Annotated in this window: 17 protein-coding genes; 8 read left to right on the forward strand and 9 right to left on the reverse strand. The window is 64.4% G+C overall.

The features are described 5' to 3' along the window. Nucleotides 1-4: 4 nt before the first annotated feature. From ACIPY2_RS09835 to ACIPY2_RS09870, 8 genes are all read right to left on the reverse strand, one after another. On the reverse strand, nucleotides 5-1351 hold the full coding sequence (locus tag ACIPY2_RS09835; RefSeq protein WP_400266177.1) for a patatin-like phospholipase family protein: 1347 nt from the start codon (nucleotides 1349-1351) through the stop codon (nucleotides 5-7). Beyond that, entirely contained in the window at nucleotides 1348-1797 is a 450-nt protein-coding gene (locus ACIPY2_RS09840; protein ID WP_400266178.1) for a hypothetical protein, read from the reverse strand. Before ACIPY2_RS09840 ends, ACIPY2_RS09835 begins: the two co-directional genes overlap by 4 nt. Next, on the reverse strand, nucleotides 1794-2276 hold the full coding sequence (locus tag ACIPY2_RS09845; protein ID WP_400266179.1) for a hypothetical protein: 483 nt from the start codon (nucleotides 2274-2276) through the stop codon (nucleotides 1794-1796). Before ACIPY2_RS09845 ends, ACIPY2_RS09840 begins: the two co-directional genes overlap by 4 nt. Beyond that, nucleotides 2273-3238 carry an acetoacetate decarboxylase family protein gene (locus ACIPY2_RS09850; RefSeq protein ID WP_400266180.1) on the reverse strand — a complete coding sequence of 322 codons (966 nt, stop codon included), beginning with the start codon at nucleotides 3236-3238 and terminating at the stop codon, nucleotides 2273-2275. The genes ACIPY2_RS09845 and ACIPY2_RS09850 overlap by 4 nt, the downstream gene beginning before the upstream one ends. Continuing rightward, nucleotides 3235-4272: an alpha/beta fold hydrolase gene (locus tag ACIPY2_RS09855; protein ID WP_400266181.1), complete on the reverse strand. Its 1038-nt coding sequence runs from the start codon at nucleotides 4270-4272 to the stop codon at nucleotides 3235-3237. Before ACIPY2_RS09855 ends, ACIPY2_RS09850 begins: the two co-directional genes overlap by 4 nt. Beyond that, a complete protein-coding gene (locus ACIPY2_RS09860) occupies nucleotides 4269-6284 on the reverse strand; it encodes a hypothetical protein (RefSeq protein ID WP_400266182.1) in 2016 nt (671 codons plus the stop codon). The genes ACIPY2_RS09855 and ACIPY2_RS09860 overlap by 4 nt, the downstream gene beginning before the upstream one ends. A 6-nt stretch (nucleotides 6285-6290) precedes the next feature. Continuing rightward, nucleotides 6291-8954 carry a GMC oxidoreductase gene (locus ACIPY2_RS09865; protein ID WP_400266183.1) on the reverse strand — a complete coding sequence of 888 codons (2664 nt, stop codon included), beginning with the start codon at nucleotides 8952-8954 and terminating at the stop codon, nucleotides 6291-6293. Between the two features lie 127 nt (nucleotides 8955-9081). After that, entirely contained in the window at nucleotides 9082-9594 is a 513-nt protein-coding gene (locus tag ACIPY2_RS09870; protein WP_400266184.1) for a hypothetical protein, read from the reverse strand. 25 nt (nucleotides 9595-9619) lie between these two features. Between ACIPY2_RS09870 and ACIPY2_RS09875 the strand changes: the two genes are divergently transcribed. The 3 genes from ACIPY2_RS09875 to ACIPY2_RS09885 all read left to right on the forward strand — a co-directional run bounded on the left by ACIPY2_RS09875 (nucleotide 9620) and on the right by ACIPY2_RS09885 (nucleotide 11650). After that, on the forward strand, nucleotides 9620-10390 hold the full coding sequence (locus tag ACIPY2_RS09875) for an SDR family oxidoreductase (protein WP_400266185.1): 771 nt from the start codon (nucleotides 9620-9622) through the stop codon (nucleotides 10388-10390). A 48-nt stretch (nucleotides 10391-10438) separates the two neighbouring features. Then, nucleotides 10439-11032 carry a dihydrofolate reductase family protein gene (locus tag ACIPY2_RS09880; protein WP_400266186.1) on the forward strand — a complete coding sequence of 198 codons (594 nt, stop codon included), beginning with the start codon at nucleotides 10439-10441 and terminating at the stop codon, nucleotides 11030-11032. A gap of 186 nt (nucleotides 11033-11218) precedes the next feature. Next, nucleotides 11219-11650 carry a LexA family protein gene (locus tag ACIPY2_RS09885; RefSeq protein WP_400266187.1) on the forward strand — a complete coding sequence of 144 codons (432 nt, stop codon included), beginning with the start codon at nucleotides 11219-11221 and terminating at the stop codon, nucleotides 11648-11650. Between the two features lie 6 nt (nucleotides 11651-11656). Here the strand turns inward: ACIPY2_RS09885 and ACIPY2_RS09890 are convergent, their stop codons facing one another. Further along, the gene (locus ACIPY2_RS09890) at nucleotides 11657-12673 is read right to left on the reverse strand and encodes a LacI family DNA-binding transcriptional regulator (RefSeq protein WP_400266188.1); all 1017 of its coding nucleotides are present in this window, start codon (nucleotides 12671-12673) and stop codon (nucleotides 11657-11659) included. A 138-nt stretch (nucleotides 12674-12811) separates the two neighbouring features. Here ACIPY2_RS09890 and ACIPY2_RS09895 point away from each other — a divergent pair, with 138 nt between their 5' ends. The 5 genes from ACIPY2_RS09895 to ACIPY2_RS09915 all read left to right on the forward strand — a co-directional run bounded on the left by ACIPY2_RS09895 (nucleotide 12812) and on the right by ACIPY2_RS09915 (nucleotide 19089). Then, nucleotides 12812-14260, forward strand: a complete 1449-nt coding sequence (locus ACIPY2_RS09895) for a sugar porter family MFS transporter (RefSeq protein WP_400266189.1) — start codon at nucleotides 12812-12814, stop codon at nucleotides 14258-14260. 312 nt (nucleotides 14261-14572) lie between these two features. Further along, nucleotides 14573-14671 (forward strand): potassium-transporting ATPase subunit F, encoded by a 99-nt coding sequence (locus ACIPY2_RS09900; protein WP_400266190.1) that lies wholly within the window; start codon nucleotides 14573-14575, stop codon nucleotides 14669-14671. A 6-nt stretch (nucleotides 14672-14677) separates the two neighbouring features. Further along, nucleotides 14678-16345 (forward strand): potassium-transporting ATPase subunit KdpA, encoded by a 1668-nt coding sequence (kdpA, locus tag ACIPY2_RS09905; protein WP_400266191.1) that lies wholly within the window; start codon nucleotides 14678-14680, stop codon nucleotides 16343-16345. Then, nucleotides 16342-18468 (forward strand): potassium-transporting ATPase subunit KdpB, encoded by a 2127-nt coding sequence (gene kdpB / locus ACIPY2_RS09910; protein WP_400266192.1) that lies wholly within the window; start codon nucleotides 16342-16344, stop codon nucleotides 18466-18468. The genes kdpA and kdpB overlap by 4 nt, the downstream gene beginning before the upstream one ends. Before the next feature lie 9 nt (nucleotides 18469-18477). Then, complete coding sequence (locus ACIPY2_RS09915) at nucleotides 18478-19089, forward strand: potassium-transporting ATPase subunit C (protein WP_400266193.1); 612 nt, start codon at nucleotides 18478-18480, stop codon at nucleotides 19087-19089. Nucleotides 19090-19106: the final 17 nt, after the last annotated feature.

Below are 19106 nucleotides of genomic sequence, written 5' to 3' on the forward strand. Positions count from 1 at the left end.
GGGTTCAGTAGCGCCGAAGCAATTCCCGCAGTCCGTTCGCGGCGAACCCCGCCACCGCGGCAGCACGGTCAACCAAGCCGTGGGCGCCAACCGGTTCAATCGAGGCCAGGAGGCCGGCGGCGTCCGCCAGGCTCATTGTCAGCTCGGCGGTGGAATTACCGATGGTGAACTGCGCACGGCGGGAGTCCATCCACGCATCCGGGCCGGGGTCGTCTTGCAAGGTGCGGGCGACCGCGAGATCCTGCCACCCGCCGTCGAGCTTCACGCGGCCCCTATAGGTGAGGTCCGCTCCCGACGCTTCCACATGCCCATCGGCCACAAAGGCCCGGCCACCGAATCGCGGATGGTCCACGTAGCCGGTGAACGGAGCAGGACCATTCGATGTTTCCGTGGGAAGCACCACGGTGGCCCTGAAGGTGATGGGGCTCCCGTCGATCTCCCCGCGCAGGGTGTCGTTGAAACGTACCCCGGGTGCAGGCTCGCTCATGGCCGTGCAGTTGGAGTCCTTCGCCAGGCCCGCCGGGGTCATGACATCCAGGTAGGCCCTCGCATCGCGGTAACCCATGGCAATCAGGGTGTCGGCGTCCACCCGCCCCAGGTAGAACTCGGGGTCAAGGGGCAAGGGATGGGCAGGGCGAATCACATGGAGCACAAACTCGCGTCCAACCGCCGCAGCGGCCTCGAAATCAGCAAGCAGCGCGCCCATGGCGCTCATTTCGATCATGTGGACGTATTGCTCCAGGGGGCCGTCACCCCAGTAGGGAGAGTTCCCGATGCACCAGACCAGCCAGATTTCTTGTGCTCCGCGGCGGAGGGCTTCGGCCACGTTCGCATCACGCATCCACACAGCATCGGTCCAAATCTTTCCGTCGCGCCGCAACGGCGTCAGGAAGATGGGCAGCGACATGCCGGCTGCCATCAGTTCGGCGTCGATATCCTTGGCGTCGATGGCGTGGCACCGTTTCTCGACGAACTCCACCACGTTGAAGGAACCCTCGACGGCGCCCGGTTCCGCCGCGCGCCCACGGATGGCGGCGTCGTCGATCCCCAATGCGGGAAAGACTTTGTCCAGGATGCCGTCAGCGTCACCGATGGCGGGCAGCGACCAAGGTCCCTTGAGGTAGTCGCCGAACGGGAGGGCCGAGCCGAAGTCCTTGACGTCCACACCCGACCAGCGTTGGCACATTTCTTTCGGGGACACTCCTGACAGCAGCATTCCGGCCGTCATGATCCCGCCTGAGGAGGCATCGACATGCTGGAAATCCAGGCCCTCCTCCGCCAAGGCGCGCATCACGCCGGCCTGCCATGCCACCCGCATGCCGCCGCCGGCCAGGACCAGGGAACGCTTCATTGCGGTATGGGCGTCCGGGTACCCAACCGCCGCCAGTACACAAACAGGAGTACCGCCGTCGCGAGGTCAAAGAACGCGACCAGCAGCGCAATCGGAGAGAACACCCCGTTCAGGACTCCGATTCCGACGGCGCCGAAAGCACCCGCCTTCTGTACACCGGACCAGAGGACGACTTCGGGGGAGGGAACGGTGTTGAGCAGGGTGTGGAGGAGCAGTCCGCCGACCACCACCATGAACATGCCAACAGTGCCGAAAAGTTGTCGGGTCTCGGGGGTGGAATCCGCGCCAAGCAACTGGAGAAGCGGACCGCCGAAGGGAACTTCCACCACGCCCGTCACCACGGTAATGACGGCGATCGCGGCCAGGACCGCACGGAGGGGGTCTGCCAATGCCCAGGCCACAGTTCCCGGGGGATGTGGTTTCCGCGAACCCGTGTGGGCGCTCACGAGAACGACTCCAGGAGCCGGCCCCGGTCCACCAGCAACCACACGATGGCCGCCCACGTGAGGGTGGATACGTAGAAGCGGATGTCGTTCAGGAGCATCCAGCGTTGCAGGAGAGAGCGGAGTTCGGCGTCGTCTTTGAAGTCGCCGCCGCGGATACGGATGTTGATCGGGATGATGATGCCTTGCCCCACCACCGTCAGCGTGATGATACCGACCAGGCAAATGATCGCCAGGATGACGCGGAGGGTGCCCCATTCGGACCAGATGAGGATGCCGCCGGAGATGAACATGATCGGCACCACCACGGTGAAGAATTTGGTTGCCGCGCGGGTGGGGATGCCGAAGTGCATGTCCACGTTGTCCCGGGCGAGGGAACGCCACGTGGGATAGAGGAAGAACTTCAAGACCCACATTGTGCCGACGTACATCGTGGCGCCGAACAGGAAGTAAAGCGCGTTGATGAGGAAGAGCCAGTTCATGGCCTGCCACCGGCGGACGGTGCGGCAGCACCGGTGACCCTGGTCCGGTCCGGGGGCGCCAGCCATTCCTGCCCCTGACCGAGGCTGGCGACGCTGTCCAGCATGTCTCCGCCGCGGATGTCCGCGGCCTCCGCCTCCGTAGGGGCGGTCAGGAACCATGCCTCGTAATGGTCATCCAGGACTCCGTGTGCCTCGGGCAGCCAGGCGGTGAAGACCGGCTTGCTTTCAACCTGCAGCTTTTTGAGGGGTTCGACGCCGGGAGCGTCACCCAGGATGAGGCGCGCCTTGGCCTGTGGCCCGAGTGCGATGTCGCCCGTGGCTTCGAAGTAGATGTCCGATTTCCAGAGCATGTTGCGGAAGGCGCAGTAGTTCGATGCAGCGAGTTTGAGCGGCAGTCCCATGGGTTCAGGCCGTTCGATTTCGATGTAGCAACCCAGTTTGCCGTCCTTGTCGTACTGGGCCGAGACACTGGTGTCCGTGACCACGAAGTCCAGGTTGGCTTGGTGCTTGGGCATGCCCCAAATTCCTTTTCCACCCTTGACGGAGATTTCGGTACTGACGGGAAGATCCACCACGAACTGGCCGAGCTTGAAGGTCTTCTGGAAAATCAGCGGAAGGATGGGCGGAGCGGGCCTGCTTCCGTGGGTGATGGCGATGGCCAGTGAGTATTCGATGTATTTACCGATGTCCGTGGATTTGTAGTTGACCACCGTGACTACCAGGAGTCCTTTGCCGCCCAGGCTGAACGGCCGGAGTTCCGTGCCCGGAAGCACGGCGGCGGCAGCGCGTTTGTTGATCGGAAAAGCGGCCATCAACACCGGCGAATCGTCGGAGTTCACCGGCATGACGTACTTGATGCCGTCGGCCTGGGCGTATTCTCCCCGGAGCCGTTCCTGCCTCCGCGGTACGGGGGATGGCATGAGCTTGAGCAGTGGAGTGGCCAGTTCGGTGAGGGTTTTCATGAGTTCAGCTCCTGCATGATGACCGGGAAGGTGTCCTGCCAGGCGTGTTCCCCGAAGAAGACGTCCAGGTGGCCGTAGCCGGGAATGAGATGGAGGGAGTCCTTGCCCGGCCGGTGCTTCTGGAAGAACGCATGAGTGCGTTGCTGGCTTTCGGGCAGGAAGCACAGGTTGTCCATGCCTGCGATGAAGGCGAACCGGGCATCGGTCTGCGGGGCTTCGGCCACGTAGTTGTCCGGCAGCTCGGGATGATGACCAGCGGCTACCATGTGCCCTGCCTTGATGCTGCGGCCCATCTCCTCGAAGAATGTCACCGGTACTTCGGCGAACTCGCCGCTGAGCCATTCGTGCGTGGCTTCGTCCAGGTTCTCGTGGGCCCACAGTGCGGGGCGGCCACTGCCGTACGTGAAACTGACCATTTTGCAGACGGTGTTGTCACACTCGTGGTGCGTGGCTTTGACCAGGCCGCGGATTGCCCGCGTGAAGTATCCCTGCGACTTGTAGCCCCAGGCCGGAGAGAGGTAGGGAGTGAACATCTTGACCACGGGCGTGAGGTAGTCGATCTTCAGCCGGGAAAACGCCGGAACCACAGGATGCAGGGAGACGGCATTGGAGACGATCGTGTCCACTTGCGGCAAGAGCCCCGCGACGGCGGACATCGTGAAGGACGTGGATCCCTGGCAATGGATGACGGCCTTCACTGTCTCGGCGCCGGTTGTCTTCAAAACGTGCTCGACGGCGGCGGGATGGTCGTAGACGGCGGCGTCGGCAAGCGTCCAGGACAAAGGATCAAGGTCGATGGAGGCCCGCCAGTTGAGCATCCACACATCCCAGCCGTCCTCCAGCAGAACATCGACGATGGTGGTCCGGATCGGTGGCCGGAACAGTTCGGCACGAACGCCGGAGCCGTGAACCAGCAGGACGGGTCCCTTGGTTGCCTCAACCGGCGAGGTCACATGGACCAGGCTCAGGGGTGTGTTGTCCCGGGCACGGAACGGGATGACCTCGGTCCGGTGCTCGGCACGGGTAATGATCATGGCGTGCTTCCCTTCCGTGCGATCGTGATGGGTTCTTCAAGCAGCCGCACGGCAGGCAGGCCCGACTCCGGAACCAGCCGCGCGCCGTCGTTCGCATCCGATAGCCGCCAGTCGCGGCAGATCCTGTCCACCACCAGCGGGTAGACCGTCAGGGCATCGTCCGGTCCCAGATGGAGGCGGAGGAAGCCTTTGTGGTCCTCGATCGACTGCCCGGACATTTTCCAGGTGGAGACTTCGCCGCTGGGTGTCGCCAGGATGTAGAGCGCGAATGCCTCGCTGCCCAGCGCCCACCCACCCGCGTGAATGATCGCCAGTGCCAGCACGACCACCACCGCGTCCGGCCATTCGCGCGGCCACGGAATCAGAATCACGACGGCGGCGCTCACCGCGAGCGCGGACAGTTGGTAGAGCGTTCCCCGGACGAAGATGACGATTCCGGCTTTCGACATTCGCAGCATCCGCGCCGTGAATGCTGTGAAAGCGAGGAGCAACGGCACGGCGAGCACCAGCAGTGTGATGAGCAGCAGCATGTTTCCGTGAGTGAGCCCGTGCAGGCTGTCCACGAAGGATTCTCCACGGAACGCACTGAAGACCGTCCACACCGTCAGTGCGGCCACCACATGGACAATGCCCATGGACATTCCAAAGCCTTGATTGCGGACGGGAAGCCAGTAAGGGGAAAAGGGGTTGGCCAGCCGTGGCCCAAGGAGGCGGGAGTCGGACTGGTCCGGGTAGATCGTGGACGTTCGGGTGAAACGCCGGCCCGTTGCGGGTGCCGTGCCCAAGAGGGCAACACTCGACGCTTCCCCTGGTTCCTCGGGTGCCGGGAGCAGGAGTTCCTCCGGCAGCCAGTGGGCGTCGGACAAGTAGGCGCCGCCGAGGCCGCAAGTGATCATCTGTGTTTTCGCTGTGTCCCCGCCCGCCGGGCCGTCCTCGTAACGCGAGTAATGGTGGAGGTCTCCGCTGAGCCACAAGCGGACGCTGGCACCCGTGGACTCGAAGAAGCCGGTTTCCGGGTTGAACCGGCGGCGGAGGTAGTCCTGTTCAAAGAAGTTGGCTTGCCGGAACTCGTTGGGTCGGTCTCCGGCGCGCGCCGCGTCGGCGTCCACCCAAACGGGGGAGGCAACACAGAGGATGATGGCGTCTCCTGGTAACAGTTGGAGGGTGACGTTGCGGTAGAAGTAGTCCAGCTGCGGCTCGTCGATGTACTGGCCCAGCTGGCTGTCCAGCCCGAGCAGCCACCATCCCGGCATGCCTTCGCGGCCCGGACCCGGTGACTCGCCCGTGAGCCGGATGGCGAAGTAGCTGCGGTTTTGCATGGTCCGCCACGCGCCGATGTTGCGTTGGCGGGTGAAGGTGCGGATGAAAGAGGTGAGGCCGTCGTACCAGTCGTGGTTGCCGGGGAGTGCGAGCATGATGGGAACTTCGTTGTGTGGCCCGCTCTGCGTTGAATTCGCTGGGCTTAGCGCGTTCTGCGGGCCACGCAACGCAGGATTTCGCTCTGGAAAGGCCGTCCGATACGGCCCCACCATCCTATTCTCGTACGCTGCGGGGGAAGCAACAGGGTAGACCTCGTCGCCGCCCAGTACCAGGACCCTGCCCCGGGGAAGGCTCTTTCCATTGACGGCCAAGGCGTCCTGGGCGAGCAGCGATGCCACGGTGTAAGTGGCGTCGAAGCCGTCTCCGAGGTCCGCGGTGAAGTCCAACCAGAGTTCTTTGGCGGGAGCGGCGCGATCCTCCGAATCGGGCCGAAGTTCACCCGGGCCGGGCAGGCCGCGGCTGGTCACCGGGGGCTGGGCAGGCTGGCCCGGCACCGGGAGTTTGTCCAGCCGCAGGGGGTCCAAGGGGAATCCTCCCTCGAGCTCCCGTTTGTCGCCGAAGTCCGCGAACACCGTGGCCGCCATGACCTTGAGCGCTGTACGGGCCAAGGACATGGGAGCGAGCCAACGGACCGCGGGCTGGGGGGTGAACCCCAACAGGCCCCTGTGCTTGGCGAGCTCCCGGCTTTTCATCGCATCTCAGCGCCCCGGACGCTTCGAAGCCCGGGATGATCTGAGCGGGAACGGCACACGCCTTACGCCACGCCCGTAGACCTGCCACAGCTCGCCCGCGAACAACTTCATGAAGGCCGCCAACCCGGCCACAGGAGCCGGACCTTCCGCCCGGAACGTGGTCAGTTGCTTGGCGAAGTCGAGGGGACGGATGTAGAGCACACCTGCGCCGGCAACCCCTTCATCGGGGTGCCCGGCCTCCGCGTCCGGCGGCACATGCCCGCGAAGGATCGTCGCGTAAAGGACGGTGGTGTCGGGCCAGAGATCGAAGCCCGCCTCGTTATGGATGAGCTTGTATCCGGTGAACGTGAAGGGCGTTCCGCCGGGATCCCGGAGCCACAACCGGTAGAGCATCCTGCGGGCCGGACGCCCATCGGCTGATTCGTCTTCAACGAAGAGGTTGAACCACCCCTTCTCCACGGGCATGCGCCCACCGAAATAGTCAGCCAGGACGTAGCCCTCCGCTTTGGCGGGGTGGCTCGGGTCCGCGACGAACGCATCGATGTCTTCTGCGGTGATCGTCAGCTCGAACATGATCTTGCGGCTTCGATCGCGGCCCAACATCCGGCCCTTCTCAGGATCGGTGACTCCAGGGCTGAACCAACCGTGCATCTGTTCGGTGAACCGGACGGAGGTAGCGGGCGGGGAACTCGTTGCGGGAGGCGTCAGCCCGCGACTGCGGGCATGAGGGGCGTCGGCGCCGGTTTCAGCAGCGCTCGCAGGCTGCTCCTTACGCGCCCCGTTGCCCTTGGTAGCGTCCGGTGCCAGTGCGCGCGGTGCGCCCGCTACGTCGACGACGGCGCCTGCCGCCGCGGGCGGAACGGCCGCCTTCGCGGGGGCCCCGCCGCCTGCCTGGTGGTTGCCGTCCCCGGTGGCCGCGTCCGAAGGGGTGATCCCGCGATGCGCTGCAACACGGGACCGTTCGGCTTCCGGCCCTCCGTCAAGGATCCGCGCGCACGCCCGTTCCGCAAAGGCCGCGATGGTCAACGAAGGGTTGGCTCCCACAGGACCCGGCATGGCGGCCCCGTCCACCACGTACATGCCCGGGTAGCCGAACACTTCGCCATAGGAATCACACACAGCCTCGCCGGGATGCCGCCCCGCAGGAGCACCGCCGATCGGGTGGACCGTAATGACGCGCTTGGCCCACCACAAGGGGTTGTCCACGAAGTTGCCGTCAAGGTCCTTGGCGATCGACTCCATTGTGGCGCGGACCCGCCCGAAGTACTCCTTGGACGTGGCCATGGTCCAGGCAACGGCCAGCCTTCCATCGTGAAGGGTCATGACGCCGTCGGGAACGTCCCGGCCCATGCCCAGCAGCGGCACCGAACTGGCCGACAAACGACCGTCACCGAGTGCCGCGGCTAGATCCGCTGAGATGTTGGAGCGGCCGGCGTCGAAGAGCCTGTCCTTCAGCAGTTGGCCGGCGACACGTGCCGTGCGCAGCGCCGCGGTCTTGAGTTGCGCGGTTTCCATGAGCCAGTTGATGAACGCCGGATACCCTGCGTCCTCCACGTAGTAACCGCGGCCGTCGCCGTCGTCGTCATTGGCGTCCGGTACCCGGATCGCCGTAGTGATGACCGGGCCGCGGCTGCCGGTGAGGGTCCGTACGCCGGGGCGGGATCCGTTGGTGGCCGGTGTCTTGGCGTCCATGATGAAGGTCAGGAGATCACCGTTGCCGCTGAATCGGGTTCCCAGGGCGTCGCTGAGGGCGGGGAGGGAACCGCGGTTGCGGAGCAGGAGGAAGTTGGTGCCGAATGTCCCGGCGCCCAGAACGAGCCGCCGGCAGTGGATGATCTGTTCGGTGAGGAGGCCGCCCCGGTTTTCGGGATCGTGCACCACGTACCGGACCTCGTAACCGCCGCCGCCCAACGGCCTGATGCCGCGCACGTCGTGGAAGGTACGGATGTCGGCACCCTTTGCCGCCGCTGCCGAGATGTAGTTGTGGTCAAGCGTGTTCTTGGCGCCGGCGTTGCAGCCGATATCGCACTCCCCGCACAGTGTGCACGTGGTCCGGACGGTGTTTGGCCCATGGATGCTGCCGTACTCCGGCAAGGGCAGGGGATGGTTGGTGCGGGGTTCGGCGCCTGGCGCGCCCGCAAAGGTTACGGCGATCGGTGGCCTGCTGATGGAGAGTCCCAACGTGGCGGCAGTGTTTTCCATCGCCATCGTCTTGGCCGTGTCCTTGTACGGATAGGGGACCGGCTGCAGCATCTCCTCGGCGGCCTTGTAATACGGGTCCAGGTCCTCGCGGGTGAAGGGCCAGTTCTCGTACCCGCCGCCCGGGATGGGGGACTCGTTGACGAACCACTTCTCATCCTTGCGGAGCAGGACGTTGGCATAGATGAGCGAACCGCCACCCAAACCACTGGACACCAGGCCTTCTGTCCCACGGAACGTCCACGCGTCGAAGAGGCCGTACAGGCCACGGTCCGGATCCCAGAAATTACGGCCCATTTCCGACGGCGAGCGGGCGAAACTGCCCGGCGGGTAAGGCTTGCCGCGTTCCATGAGGACTACGGACTGCCCGGCTTCGGCCAGTCGCAGGGCTGCGACCGAACCACCAAAACCTGAACCGACCACCACGGCATCCACCTTCTCCAAGGTGCTGCTGCGGCGTGCCCCAGCCACAACGGGCTCTGGACCCGGATTCCCAGTGTTCGCGTTCCCCAGCCGAACCATGGCCGTTCCCCTCAAACGAGAGCTGACCTGGAGTTACCCGAACGTGGCCGGGCGATGCCTCCGCGGATTATGGCCCTTATGTTCCCACCGGTCCGGGAATCTGTCCATGAGGTGGAGTAACCCGGGTGTAGACCATGTCGAAGTCGTGCTCCAGCGGTCCGCCCGGATACGTGCCGCGTTCCAGGCGGGCGTTGATGGTGTTCCCGTCCTCGCTGAGCCGCCCCACGAAGCGCTGTGGCCAGTCCGGACCGTCCCGGTAGAGAGTCCAGACGTTGTCCTTGAGGGTCATGTCGTAGATCCGGGCGACGCCGCGCGAGTCGAAGTAGTGCTGCTGGAAGGCGCCGTCCGAACCGGTGGCTCCGATGACGCTGACTGCGTTGGGGTACTCCGGCAGCTGCACAGTGGAACGCTGGATGAGGAATCCGCCCCCTTCCAACCATTCGAACGTGGTCCGTCCCTGGGTCCCGGCGCTGGGGATCGAGGTGTCCCAGACACCAACCAGCACGTTCAGTTGCTCAAGTGTGGGTTCCGGTTCGCGTGCCATGGCGGCCCTCTCTTCGTGGTTGGACAGGATCAGCGTAGGACTCACGGTTGCAAGCGCATAGGGTCAAGGCATGGATCATCCCTCAAAGGTTGCCGTGGTCACCGGCGTAGGGCGGCGCCGCTCCATCGGGGCCGCACTGGCCCTCGGCCTGGCCCGTGACGGCTGGAACCTCGTCATCAACCACTGGAAGCCCTACGACGACCGGCTCGGCCTCGATTCGTCTCCCGACGACGTAACAGCAATAGCCGCTGAATGCCGTGGGCTGGGTGTCGCCGTCGAGCTTGTCCCTGGCGACCTCAGCGATCCGGACGTGCCTGCGGCCCTGATCTCGGCCGGGCAGGGTATTGGGCCGGTCACGGGACTCGTCATGTCGCATTGCGAGTCGGTGGACAGCAGCATCCTCACCACCTCGCTGGAAAGTTGGGACCGGCATTTCGCCGTGAATGCCAGGGCCACGTGGCTGCTGATCAAGGCGTTCGCCGAACCGCTGCCGGAGGTTTCCGCGGGCGTCATTGGCGGCCGGATCGTGGCGCTGACGAGCGACCATACCGTGCATAATCTCCCGTACGGCGCCAGCAAAGGCGCGCTCGACAGGATCGTGACGGCAGCCGCCGTCGAACTGGCCGGCAGGGGAGTGCGGGCGAACGTGATCAATCCGGGTCCCATCGATACCGGGTGGATGGACGACGGCGTTCGGGGCTGGGCCACCGGGGCGACACCTGCGGGGCGTTTGGGAACTCCGAGCGACACCGCCGATCTGGTGAGGTTCCTGTTCTCCGATGCGGGCTCGTGGATCAACGGGCAACTCCTGCACAGCAATGGCGGATTCAACGTTTCGTGAACCGCCACGCTGCGTGACGGGGAGCGGGCCCGGTGGCAGGATGGGCGCATGAGCCAAGTTACCTGTGATCTGACCGTGTCCCTCGACGGCTTTGTGGCCGGTCCCAACCAGAGCATGGAACAACCGCTGGGGACCGGCGGTGAAAGGCTGCACGGCTGGCAGTTCAAGGAACGGGACATCAATGCCGCCGAGGTGGCCGGGATCCTCGAAGCGGGCGCGTACATCATGGGCCGGAACATGTTCGCCGGCCCTGGTGACGGGGCTTGGCCCGAGGATTGGCGGGGCTGGTGGGGTGAGGAGCCGCCGTACCACGCGCCCGTTTTCGTGCTCACTACCCACGCCCATGAACCGTTGGTGATGGAAGGGGGCACCACGTTCCACTTCGTCAACGAGCCCATCGAGTCAGTGCTGGAGCGTGCCCGCGAGGCCGCCGGTGACAAGAACGTGGCCATCGCCGGGGGTGCCTCGACGGCGCGGCAGTTCCTGTCCGCAGGGCTCATCGACGAGCTGCGGCTGCATGTTGCCCCGGTGATCCTCGGGGCGGGGGAGCGCCTGCTGGACGGCGTGGGCGAGTTGAAGCTCGAGCCACTGGAAGTCCGGGGCACCAGTTTGGTTTCCCACCTTCGCTACAAGGTGGGTTAGGGCGTTTCCTGGTTCGCAGTTTCCTCGATCCAGTCGACGGCGACGTCGGATTTCGCGGGAAAGCTGCTGGTTCGCTGAAACGTTCCCAACGTGGATGCAGTCTTCCCGCGACCTCGGCGAAGCACACAATGTCCGCGGCCCGTTGTACACTCAGGTATCGAACATATATTCGAATAAAGGTGTGTTGTGGGCGTGATAGTTGGCCCCCGTGTGCTAGATGCGGGCTTCTCTCTTTTGTCGGTCCTGCTGGCCCCCGTTGCGGTGGCGGCAGGTTACCCCTCTCCGGCGCAGGACTACTTTGACGGCCGGATCGACCTCAATGAACACCTCATCAAGGACGTCACCAGCACCTTCGTAGTGCGTGTGACCGGTCAATCCATGGAGGGTGCCGGCATCAGCGACGGCGACGAGTTGATCGTCAACCGGGCGCTGGAGCCGAAGGACGGATCCGTCGTCGTAGCTGTACTGGACGGCGAGCTGACCATCAAGCGGCTGCGCATCACGCCCGGAGGGGTGGTCCTCGAGGCCGATAATCCAAAATTTCCGGACATTAGGGTGCCGGCGTTGTCCGAATTGACCATCTGGGGCGTGGCCACCACGTGCCTCCATCACATCTAGGCTAAGTCAGTCCAACGCTGGGGGCGCCGTGGAATGTCGAACCACCAGTTTCGGTGTCAGGCGGCGGTCGGCTGCGGGAGCGTCGGGGTTGGACAGGCGGTGCAGGGCAACTTCGCCTGCTACCCGGCCGAGTTCAACGGCGCGCAGGTCGACGGATGTGAGCTCGATTCCATGAAGGCCGGCGGTACGGGTGTTGTCGTACCCCACCAGTGACAGATCCTCCGGGATGGAGAGGCCGCGGGCATAGGCGGCTTCGCGCGCACCGAGGGCCAGTTGGTCATTGTGGGCGAAGATGGCGGTGGGCCGTTCGGTTTGATCCAGGAGCAGTCCTGCGGCCCGCTGGCCGGATTCCTGCGTGAAGTCCTCCGCGCACAGCGTCCGGTGGGCAAGTCCGGCGTCGTGCATGGTCGCCTCATAGGCTCGACGGCGGACGACGTGACCGTCATATGCGGGGCCCGCCAGATGGGCAATCCTCGTGTGCCCAAGGCTGAGCAGGTGCTCAGTGGCCACGCGTGCTCCCAATGCGTCGTCTGAATAGACGCTGTCGACGCCTTCCACTGGTCGCGTCACGCTGACCAGCGGTACAGCGGCGGCAACCTCGTGGACCTTTTCATCGGAGTCGAGGAGGGTGGCCGCAATGACGATGCCCACCCGCGCTTCAATCAACGACTCCAAGGCGTCGCGGTCCTCGCCATCGATGGAACGTGAGACGCTGAGAATCAGCCTGCTGCGCCCCTGCAGCAGCGCAGTCCTCACGCCGCTGAGGATATCGGCATAGATTTCGTTGCGGATGTCCATGAGGTAAAGCCCGACGGCGGAACGGTGCTTGCGTGCCAGGTCGGCGGCTACGGCGTTGGGCCGGTAGCCCAGGCGCTTCGCGGCGTCGAAAATGGCCTGCCTGGTTTCCCCGCTGACGCCAGGTTCGCCTCTGAAAGCAAAGGAGACAAGTGTGCGTGACACGCCAACTTCGCGTGCAACGTCACTTTGCGTTGCCGCGCGCCGCGGGGTGTTGTCCAGGGCCATGGGTTCATCCTGCCATGAAGATGAAAGCGGACATTTCCAGTCATTTGTAAGTTTGACCTTACATTTAAGCCTTTCGCGCGTTAGTCTTGTGTCAGCGCGGGGTGGTATGACCCGCAACACACTGACAAAGGAGTCCTGATGTCTGCTACGCAAACGCAGCGGGAGAGTGCCCATAATGCGGCACTGCCTCCGCTGACCAACGGCCCGCACCGCAAACGGTTGGGCCTGGTAGCCCTGGTCGCCACGTTCGGCGGCCTCCTCTTTGGTTACGACACCGGTGTGATCAATGGGGCACTCCGACCAATGACGGTCGATCTCTCCCTGACTCCGCTGACGGAAGGAATTGTCACCAGCTCCCTGCTGTTCGGTGCCGCTGCCGGCGCCGTGGGCGGTGGCAGGCTCTCCGATGGCTGGGGTCGCCGGAAGACTATCATCCTGCTGGCCACGCTCTTCTTCGCGGGGACCATTGCCTGCGTCTTCGCCCCGAGCTTCGAAGTCATGGTGCTCGGCCGCGTCATTCTCGGCCTGGCTGTCGGAGGAGCTTCCACCGTGGTGCCCGTTTTCCTCGCCGAGCTGGCACCCTACGAAATCCGCGGCTCACTCGCGGGGCGCAATGAACTCATGATCGTCATCGGCCAGCTTGCCGCCTTCGTGGTCAACGCCATCATCGGCAACGTCTGGGGTGAGTTCGGAGGAGTGTGGCGCATTATGCTTGCCGTCGCCGCGCTGCCGGCCATCGCCTTGTTCTTCGGCATGCTGCGGATGCCCGAGTCTCCGCGGTGGCTCATTTCCAAGGGCCGTGCCGCCGAGGCGCTCGCGGTGCTCAAGACCATCCGTTCCGAAGAGCGCGCGGAAGCCGAAATGGCGGACGTCAAGCACCTCGCAGATGAGGAGAAGGCCTCCAAGGCGACCTCGTGGGCAGCGCTGAAGGACAAGTGGATCCTCCGCATCATCCTCGTGGGCATCGGCCTGGGTGTGGCGCAGCAACTGACCGGCATCAACTCGATCATGTATTACGGGCAGTCGGTACTCGTGGAGGCCGGCTTCGATTCCAGCGCAGCCCTCATTGCCAACATCGCTCCCGGCGTGATCGCCGTCGTCGGTGGTGTCATCGCCTTGACGCTGATGCAGCGCATCAACCGCCGTACCACCTTGTTGCTCGGGTTTACCCTGACCACGGTGTGCCACTTCCTCATCGGCATCGCATCCATCCTCCTGCCAGTGGGCAACGAGGCACGGCCGTTCGTGATCCTGTTCCTGGTGGTGGCCTTCGTTGGCTCCATGCAAACCTTCCTCAACATCGCCGTCTGGGTCATGCTGTCCGAGATCTTCCCGCTCCACGTCCGCGGCTTCGCCATCGGTCTCTCCGTGTTCTGCCTCTGGATCGCCAACGCGCTGCTGGGCCTGTTCTTCCCGACGCTCGTGGCCGGAGTGGGAATCACGGGAACGTTCTTCCTCTTCGGGGTGGTGGGAATCCTGGCACTGGTCTTCATCTACACGCAGGTCCCCGAAACCCGTGGCCGGACTCTCGAAGCCCTCGAAGAGGACGTCACCACCGGGGCGATCTACCTGGTGCACAAGAAGTAGCCACGCCGCCCAACTGAGTCGCAGGTCGTTCCCAGCCGTCAAAACGACATGAGCTGCGACTTGGTTGGGTGCTGAGCGTTAAGAACGCGTCAAGATCTGCCCCCGCCGCGTTAAGGAACCGTTAGGAACGGCTTCCGGCTTGTTCAGGAGGAGTTGACTTTCATCTGTCCCGCAAACGGGACCCTGATGAAAGGACGTTCCAGTGGCCGACCTGGCTGTTGTGGGGATTCTCGTGGTGTCCATGGGAATCGTGATGTGGGTTGCCCATTTATTGGGCAGGATGATCGACAAAGATGGGCCGGTGAGTGGCCGGTGACCATCGATGCTGTGATCTGGGTCGGCCTGCTCGTGGCAGGACTGGCGCTCCTGGGCTACCTCGTAGCCGTCCTGGTCAATCCGGAAAAGTGGTGATCCGGGTTGGCCTTCAATACCCTGTCGTTCCTGACCCAGATTGCCGTGCTGCTGGTGGTCCTGGTCCTGCTGCACAAACCCCTGGGCATCTACATTGAACGGGTGCTCACCGGAACCACGTCATCCCGGGCAGAAAGAATCTTCTATCGCCTTGCCGGAGTAGACCGCACCGCCGAACAAAGATGGTCTGTGTATTTGCGCAGCGTCCTGGTGTTCTCGGCCGTGTCCATCCTGCTGGTCTTCCTGCTGCAGCGGCTCCAGGGCCTCATCCCCGGAACGGGGCCCGCAACACCCGTGGATCCGTGGGTGGCCATGAACACCGCGATTTCCTTCGTGACGAACACCAACTGGCAGACCTACGTTCCCGAGTCCACGGTGGGAATGTTCGTTCAGATGTGCCTCCTGGCAGTACAAAACTTCTTGTCCGCCGCCGTGGGCATTGTTGTGGTTGCCGCACTCATTCGTGGCATCACACGTACTCGCACGGACAAACTCGGCAACTTCTGGGTGGATCTGTCCCGAACCACTTTCCGGCTTCTCCTGCCCTTGGCCACCCTCGGAGCCATGGTGCTTGTGGTTGGCGGCGTAGTGCAGAATTTCTGGTCCACGGATGTCAGCAACGCGGCCATGGGTGTCAGCCAAACAATCCCCGGTGGTCCCGTAGCTTCACAGGAGGCGATCAAGGTCCTGGGTACCAACGGCGGCGGCTACTTCAACGCGAACTCCGCCCACCCGTTCGAAAATCCCAATGCCTTCACCAGCCTCTTCCAGGTCTTCCTGATCCTGCTGATTCCTTCGGCCCTGCCCTACACGTACGGGCGCATGGTGGGTGACCGGCGCCAAGGCTTCACTGTTGCGGGCGTCATGGGCGCATTGTGGCTGGGTTCCACGCTTCTCATGGGCGCTGCGGTTGCTTCCGGGCAGGGCACGGCGACGGCGGCAGCCGGCGGCCTGGGCGAGGGTTTCGAGCAGCGTCTTGGACCGGCGTCGAGTGCCCTGTTCGCCGCCTCCACCACCCTGACGTCAACGGGCGCAGTCAATGCCGCGCACGATTCGCTGCCACCTCTGGCCGGAGGCGTGGCCATGGTCAACATGATGCTCGGCGAGGTGGCCCCCGGCGGCACCGGCTCGGGACTGTACGGCATGCTCATGCTGGCCATCATCGCCGTCTTCATCGCCGGACTGATGGTGGGCCGGACGCCGGAGTTCCTGGGCAAGAAGATCGGCCCGCGCGAAATGAAGCTCGCGGCCCTCTACATCCTGGTCACGCCCACGTTGGTTCTGGTCCTGGCCGGAATAACCGTCCTTTTGCCCGGAATCATGGCCAACGCCCCGGCCTCCGGCCCCCACCAATTCAGCGAAGTGCTGTACGCATTCACCTCGGGCGCCAACAACAACGGCTCCGCCTTCGGTGGCATCACCAGCTCCGGACCCTACCTCTCCACCATGCTTGGCGTGGCAATGCTGCTCGGGCGATTCGTTCCCATTGCCCTGGTCCTGGCGCTGGCGGGATCCCTGGCACGGCAACAACACGTGCCGGCCTCGGCAGGAACCGTACAAACGCACGGCCCGCTCTTCGGGTCCCTTCTGACGGCAGTAACAATCATCCTCACCGCGCTCAGCTACTTCCCGGCCCTGGCCCTGGGCCCACTCGCAGAAGGACTCGTCGCATGACCAAGCCATTGACGGAAGCCGCCACGGCAACACTGGCTGACGGCAACCCGCTGGGAACACCCGGCGAACACAAACACCACACCAAAGCGCCCGCCAGGCTGACTTTCGCGGCGGTCCGTGCGGCACTTCCCGTGGCGTTCCGGAAACTCTCGCCGCGCCAAATGCTGCATTCACCGGTCATGTTCACGGTGTGGGTCGGTGCTGCGCTGTGCACGCTGATCTGCGTGGTCCGGCCGGCGGTCTTCAGTATCGCCGTCACGCTGTGGTTGTGGCTGACCGTGCTGTTCGGAACCTTGTCGGAGGCCATCGCCGAGGGACGCGGAAAGGCCCAGGCGGACAGCCTGCGTGCCAGCCGGAAAGGCGTCATGGCCAAACTCCGCTCAGCGAACGGCACCATCAGGGAAGTTCCAGGAACCGAACTCCGGCTCAACGACACGGTTGTGTGCGAGGCCGGCGACGTCATCCCGTCGGACGGGGAGATCATCGAAGGCCTGGCGAGCGTGGACGAATCCACCATCACGGGCGAATCGGCGCCGGTAATCCGGGAGTCCGGCGGCGACCGTTCGTCGGTGACCGGCGGAACCCGCGTCCTGTCCGACCGGATCGTGGTCCGGATTTCCGCCGACCCCGGCGAAACCTTTATTGACCGCATGATCAAACTGGTGGAGGGTGCCGTCCGACAGAAGACACCCAACGAGGTGGCACTCCACGTGCTCCTGGTCTCCCTGACCGTGGTCTTCCTCATTGTGACCATGAGCCTTGCACCCTTCGCCTCGCTGGCCGGGACAACGCCGTCGCCCATTGTCCTGACAGCCCTGCTGGTGTGCCTGATCCCCACCACCATTGGCGCGTTGGTCCCTGCCATCGGTATCGCCGGCATGGACAGACTCGTCCAGCACAACGTCCTGGCGACCTCGGGACGCGCCGTCGAGACAGCCGGCGATATCACCGCCCTGCTGCTCGACAAGACCGGGACCATCACGTTTGGCAACCGCCGTGCCGTGGAGTTCCACCCGGCGTCGAGCGTTGCGCAGGCCGACTTGATCCAGGCGGCGCGCCTGTCCAGCCTGGCCGACGAGACACCCGAGGGTCGGTCCATTGTTGACCTGGCCCATGAACGCGGCGGCAGCGGGCCGGATCTCGAAGAGTTGCAGGCCAGGGAGGGCGACTTCGCGGTGGTCCCGTTCAGCGCCGGAACACGGATGAGTGGCCTGGACATCGGCGGACGGATGCTCCGCAAAGGAGCCGCCGCGGCAGTTGGGGCGTTTGTCAGTGACGCAGGCGGATCCGTGCCACCTGACGTGGACGACGCCGTGCGCCGGATCTCTGCCAGCGGCGGCACCCCGCTGCTGGTCGCCGAGCGGAATCACGACGGCGGAGCCCGGGTCCTCGGAACCGTTCACCTTGCGGACGTGGTCAAACCGGGTATGGCGGCCCGCTTCGCCGAACTTCGGAAGATGGGCATCCGGACCGTCATGATTACAGGTGACAACCCGGTCACCGCAGCTGCGATCGCGGCCGAAGCCGGGGTGGATGACTTTGTTTCCGAAGCCACCCCTGAAGACAAGCTCGAGGTCATCCGCCGCGAACAGGAACAGGGACGGCTGGTGGCCATGACCGGCGACGGAACCAACGATGCCCCGGCGCTCGCCGCAGCCGACGTGGGTGTTGCCATGAACTCGGGCACGCCTGCCGCCAAGGAGGCGGCAAACATGGTGGACCTGGACTCCGATCCCACCAAGCTCATCAACATCGTGGGCATAGGCAAACAATTGCTCATCACCCGCGGAGCACTGACTACGTTCTCGGTGGCCAACGACGTTGCGAAGTACTTCGCAATTGTCCCGGCCCTCTTCACTGCAGCGTTCCCGGGCCTGGGCCTGCTCAACATCATGGGGTTGGCAACACCGTCCTCGGCCATTCTGTCCGCGGTTATTTTCAACGCGCTCATCATCATCGCCCTGGTCCCACTCGCGCTGCGCGGCGTAAAGTACCGGGCCGTTTCGGCCAGCCAGGCACTCTCCAGGAACCTGCTGGTCTACGGACTCGGTGGCCTGGTGGCGCCGTTCATCGGCATCAAACTCATCGATATGCTCATCGCCCTGATTCCCGGCATTGCTTAGGAGCAACCCATGAATACGTTGACCGGTTATGTCCGGCAAGCAGCAACAGCCCTGCGGTTCCTGGTGTTGGCCACCGTTGTGCTCGGCGGGGCCTATCCGCTCGCCGTGTTCGGGGCAGGCCAGTTGGTGGCCTCCTCCCGAGCGAACGGTTCGCTTATTTACGACGCCGGAGGGCGGCCCGCTGCTTCGGCGCTGCTGGCGCAAGTGGCAGCCACCGCGGACGGCGTGCAGGACCCTGCCTGGTTCCATGCGAGGCCCTCGGCTGCCAACTGGGATCCCGCGGGTTCCTCCGCCAGCAACCTTGGCCCGAACGAGGCAAAACTTCAGGACGGAGCCAATGCCAACCGGAACGCTGTGGCCGCGGCCGAAGGGGTGGCGCCGGGGCAGGTGCCGGCCGATGCCGTGACAACCTCCGGCTCGGGCCTTGATCCGCAGATCTCCGTGGATTACGCCATGCTGCAGGTCCCCCGGGTGGCCCGGGCCCATGGGTTGCCCGAGGACGCAGTGCGGTCCCTGGTGGAAGGACGCACGGGTTCCGGAGTGCCGGCCTTCCTGGGCCAGCCTAGCGTCAACGTCACCTTGTTGAACCTTGACGTGGCTGCGGCAGCCGGAAGCAAGTAAATGGTGGCTCAACCAGT

The sequence above is a fragment of the Paenarthrobacter sp. NPDC089675 genome (assembly GCF_044749185.1).
Taxonomy (GTDB): Bacteria; Actinomycetota; Actinomycetes; order Actinomycetales; family Micrococcaceae; genus Arthrobacter.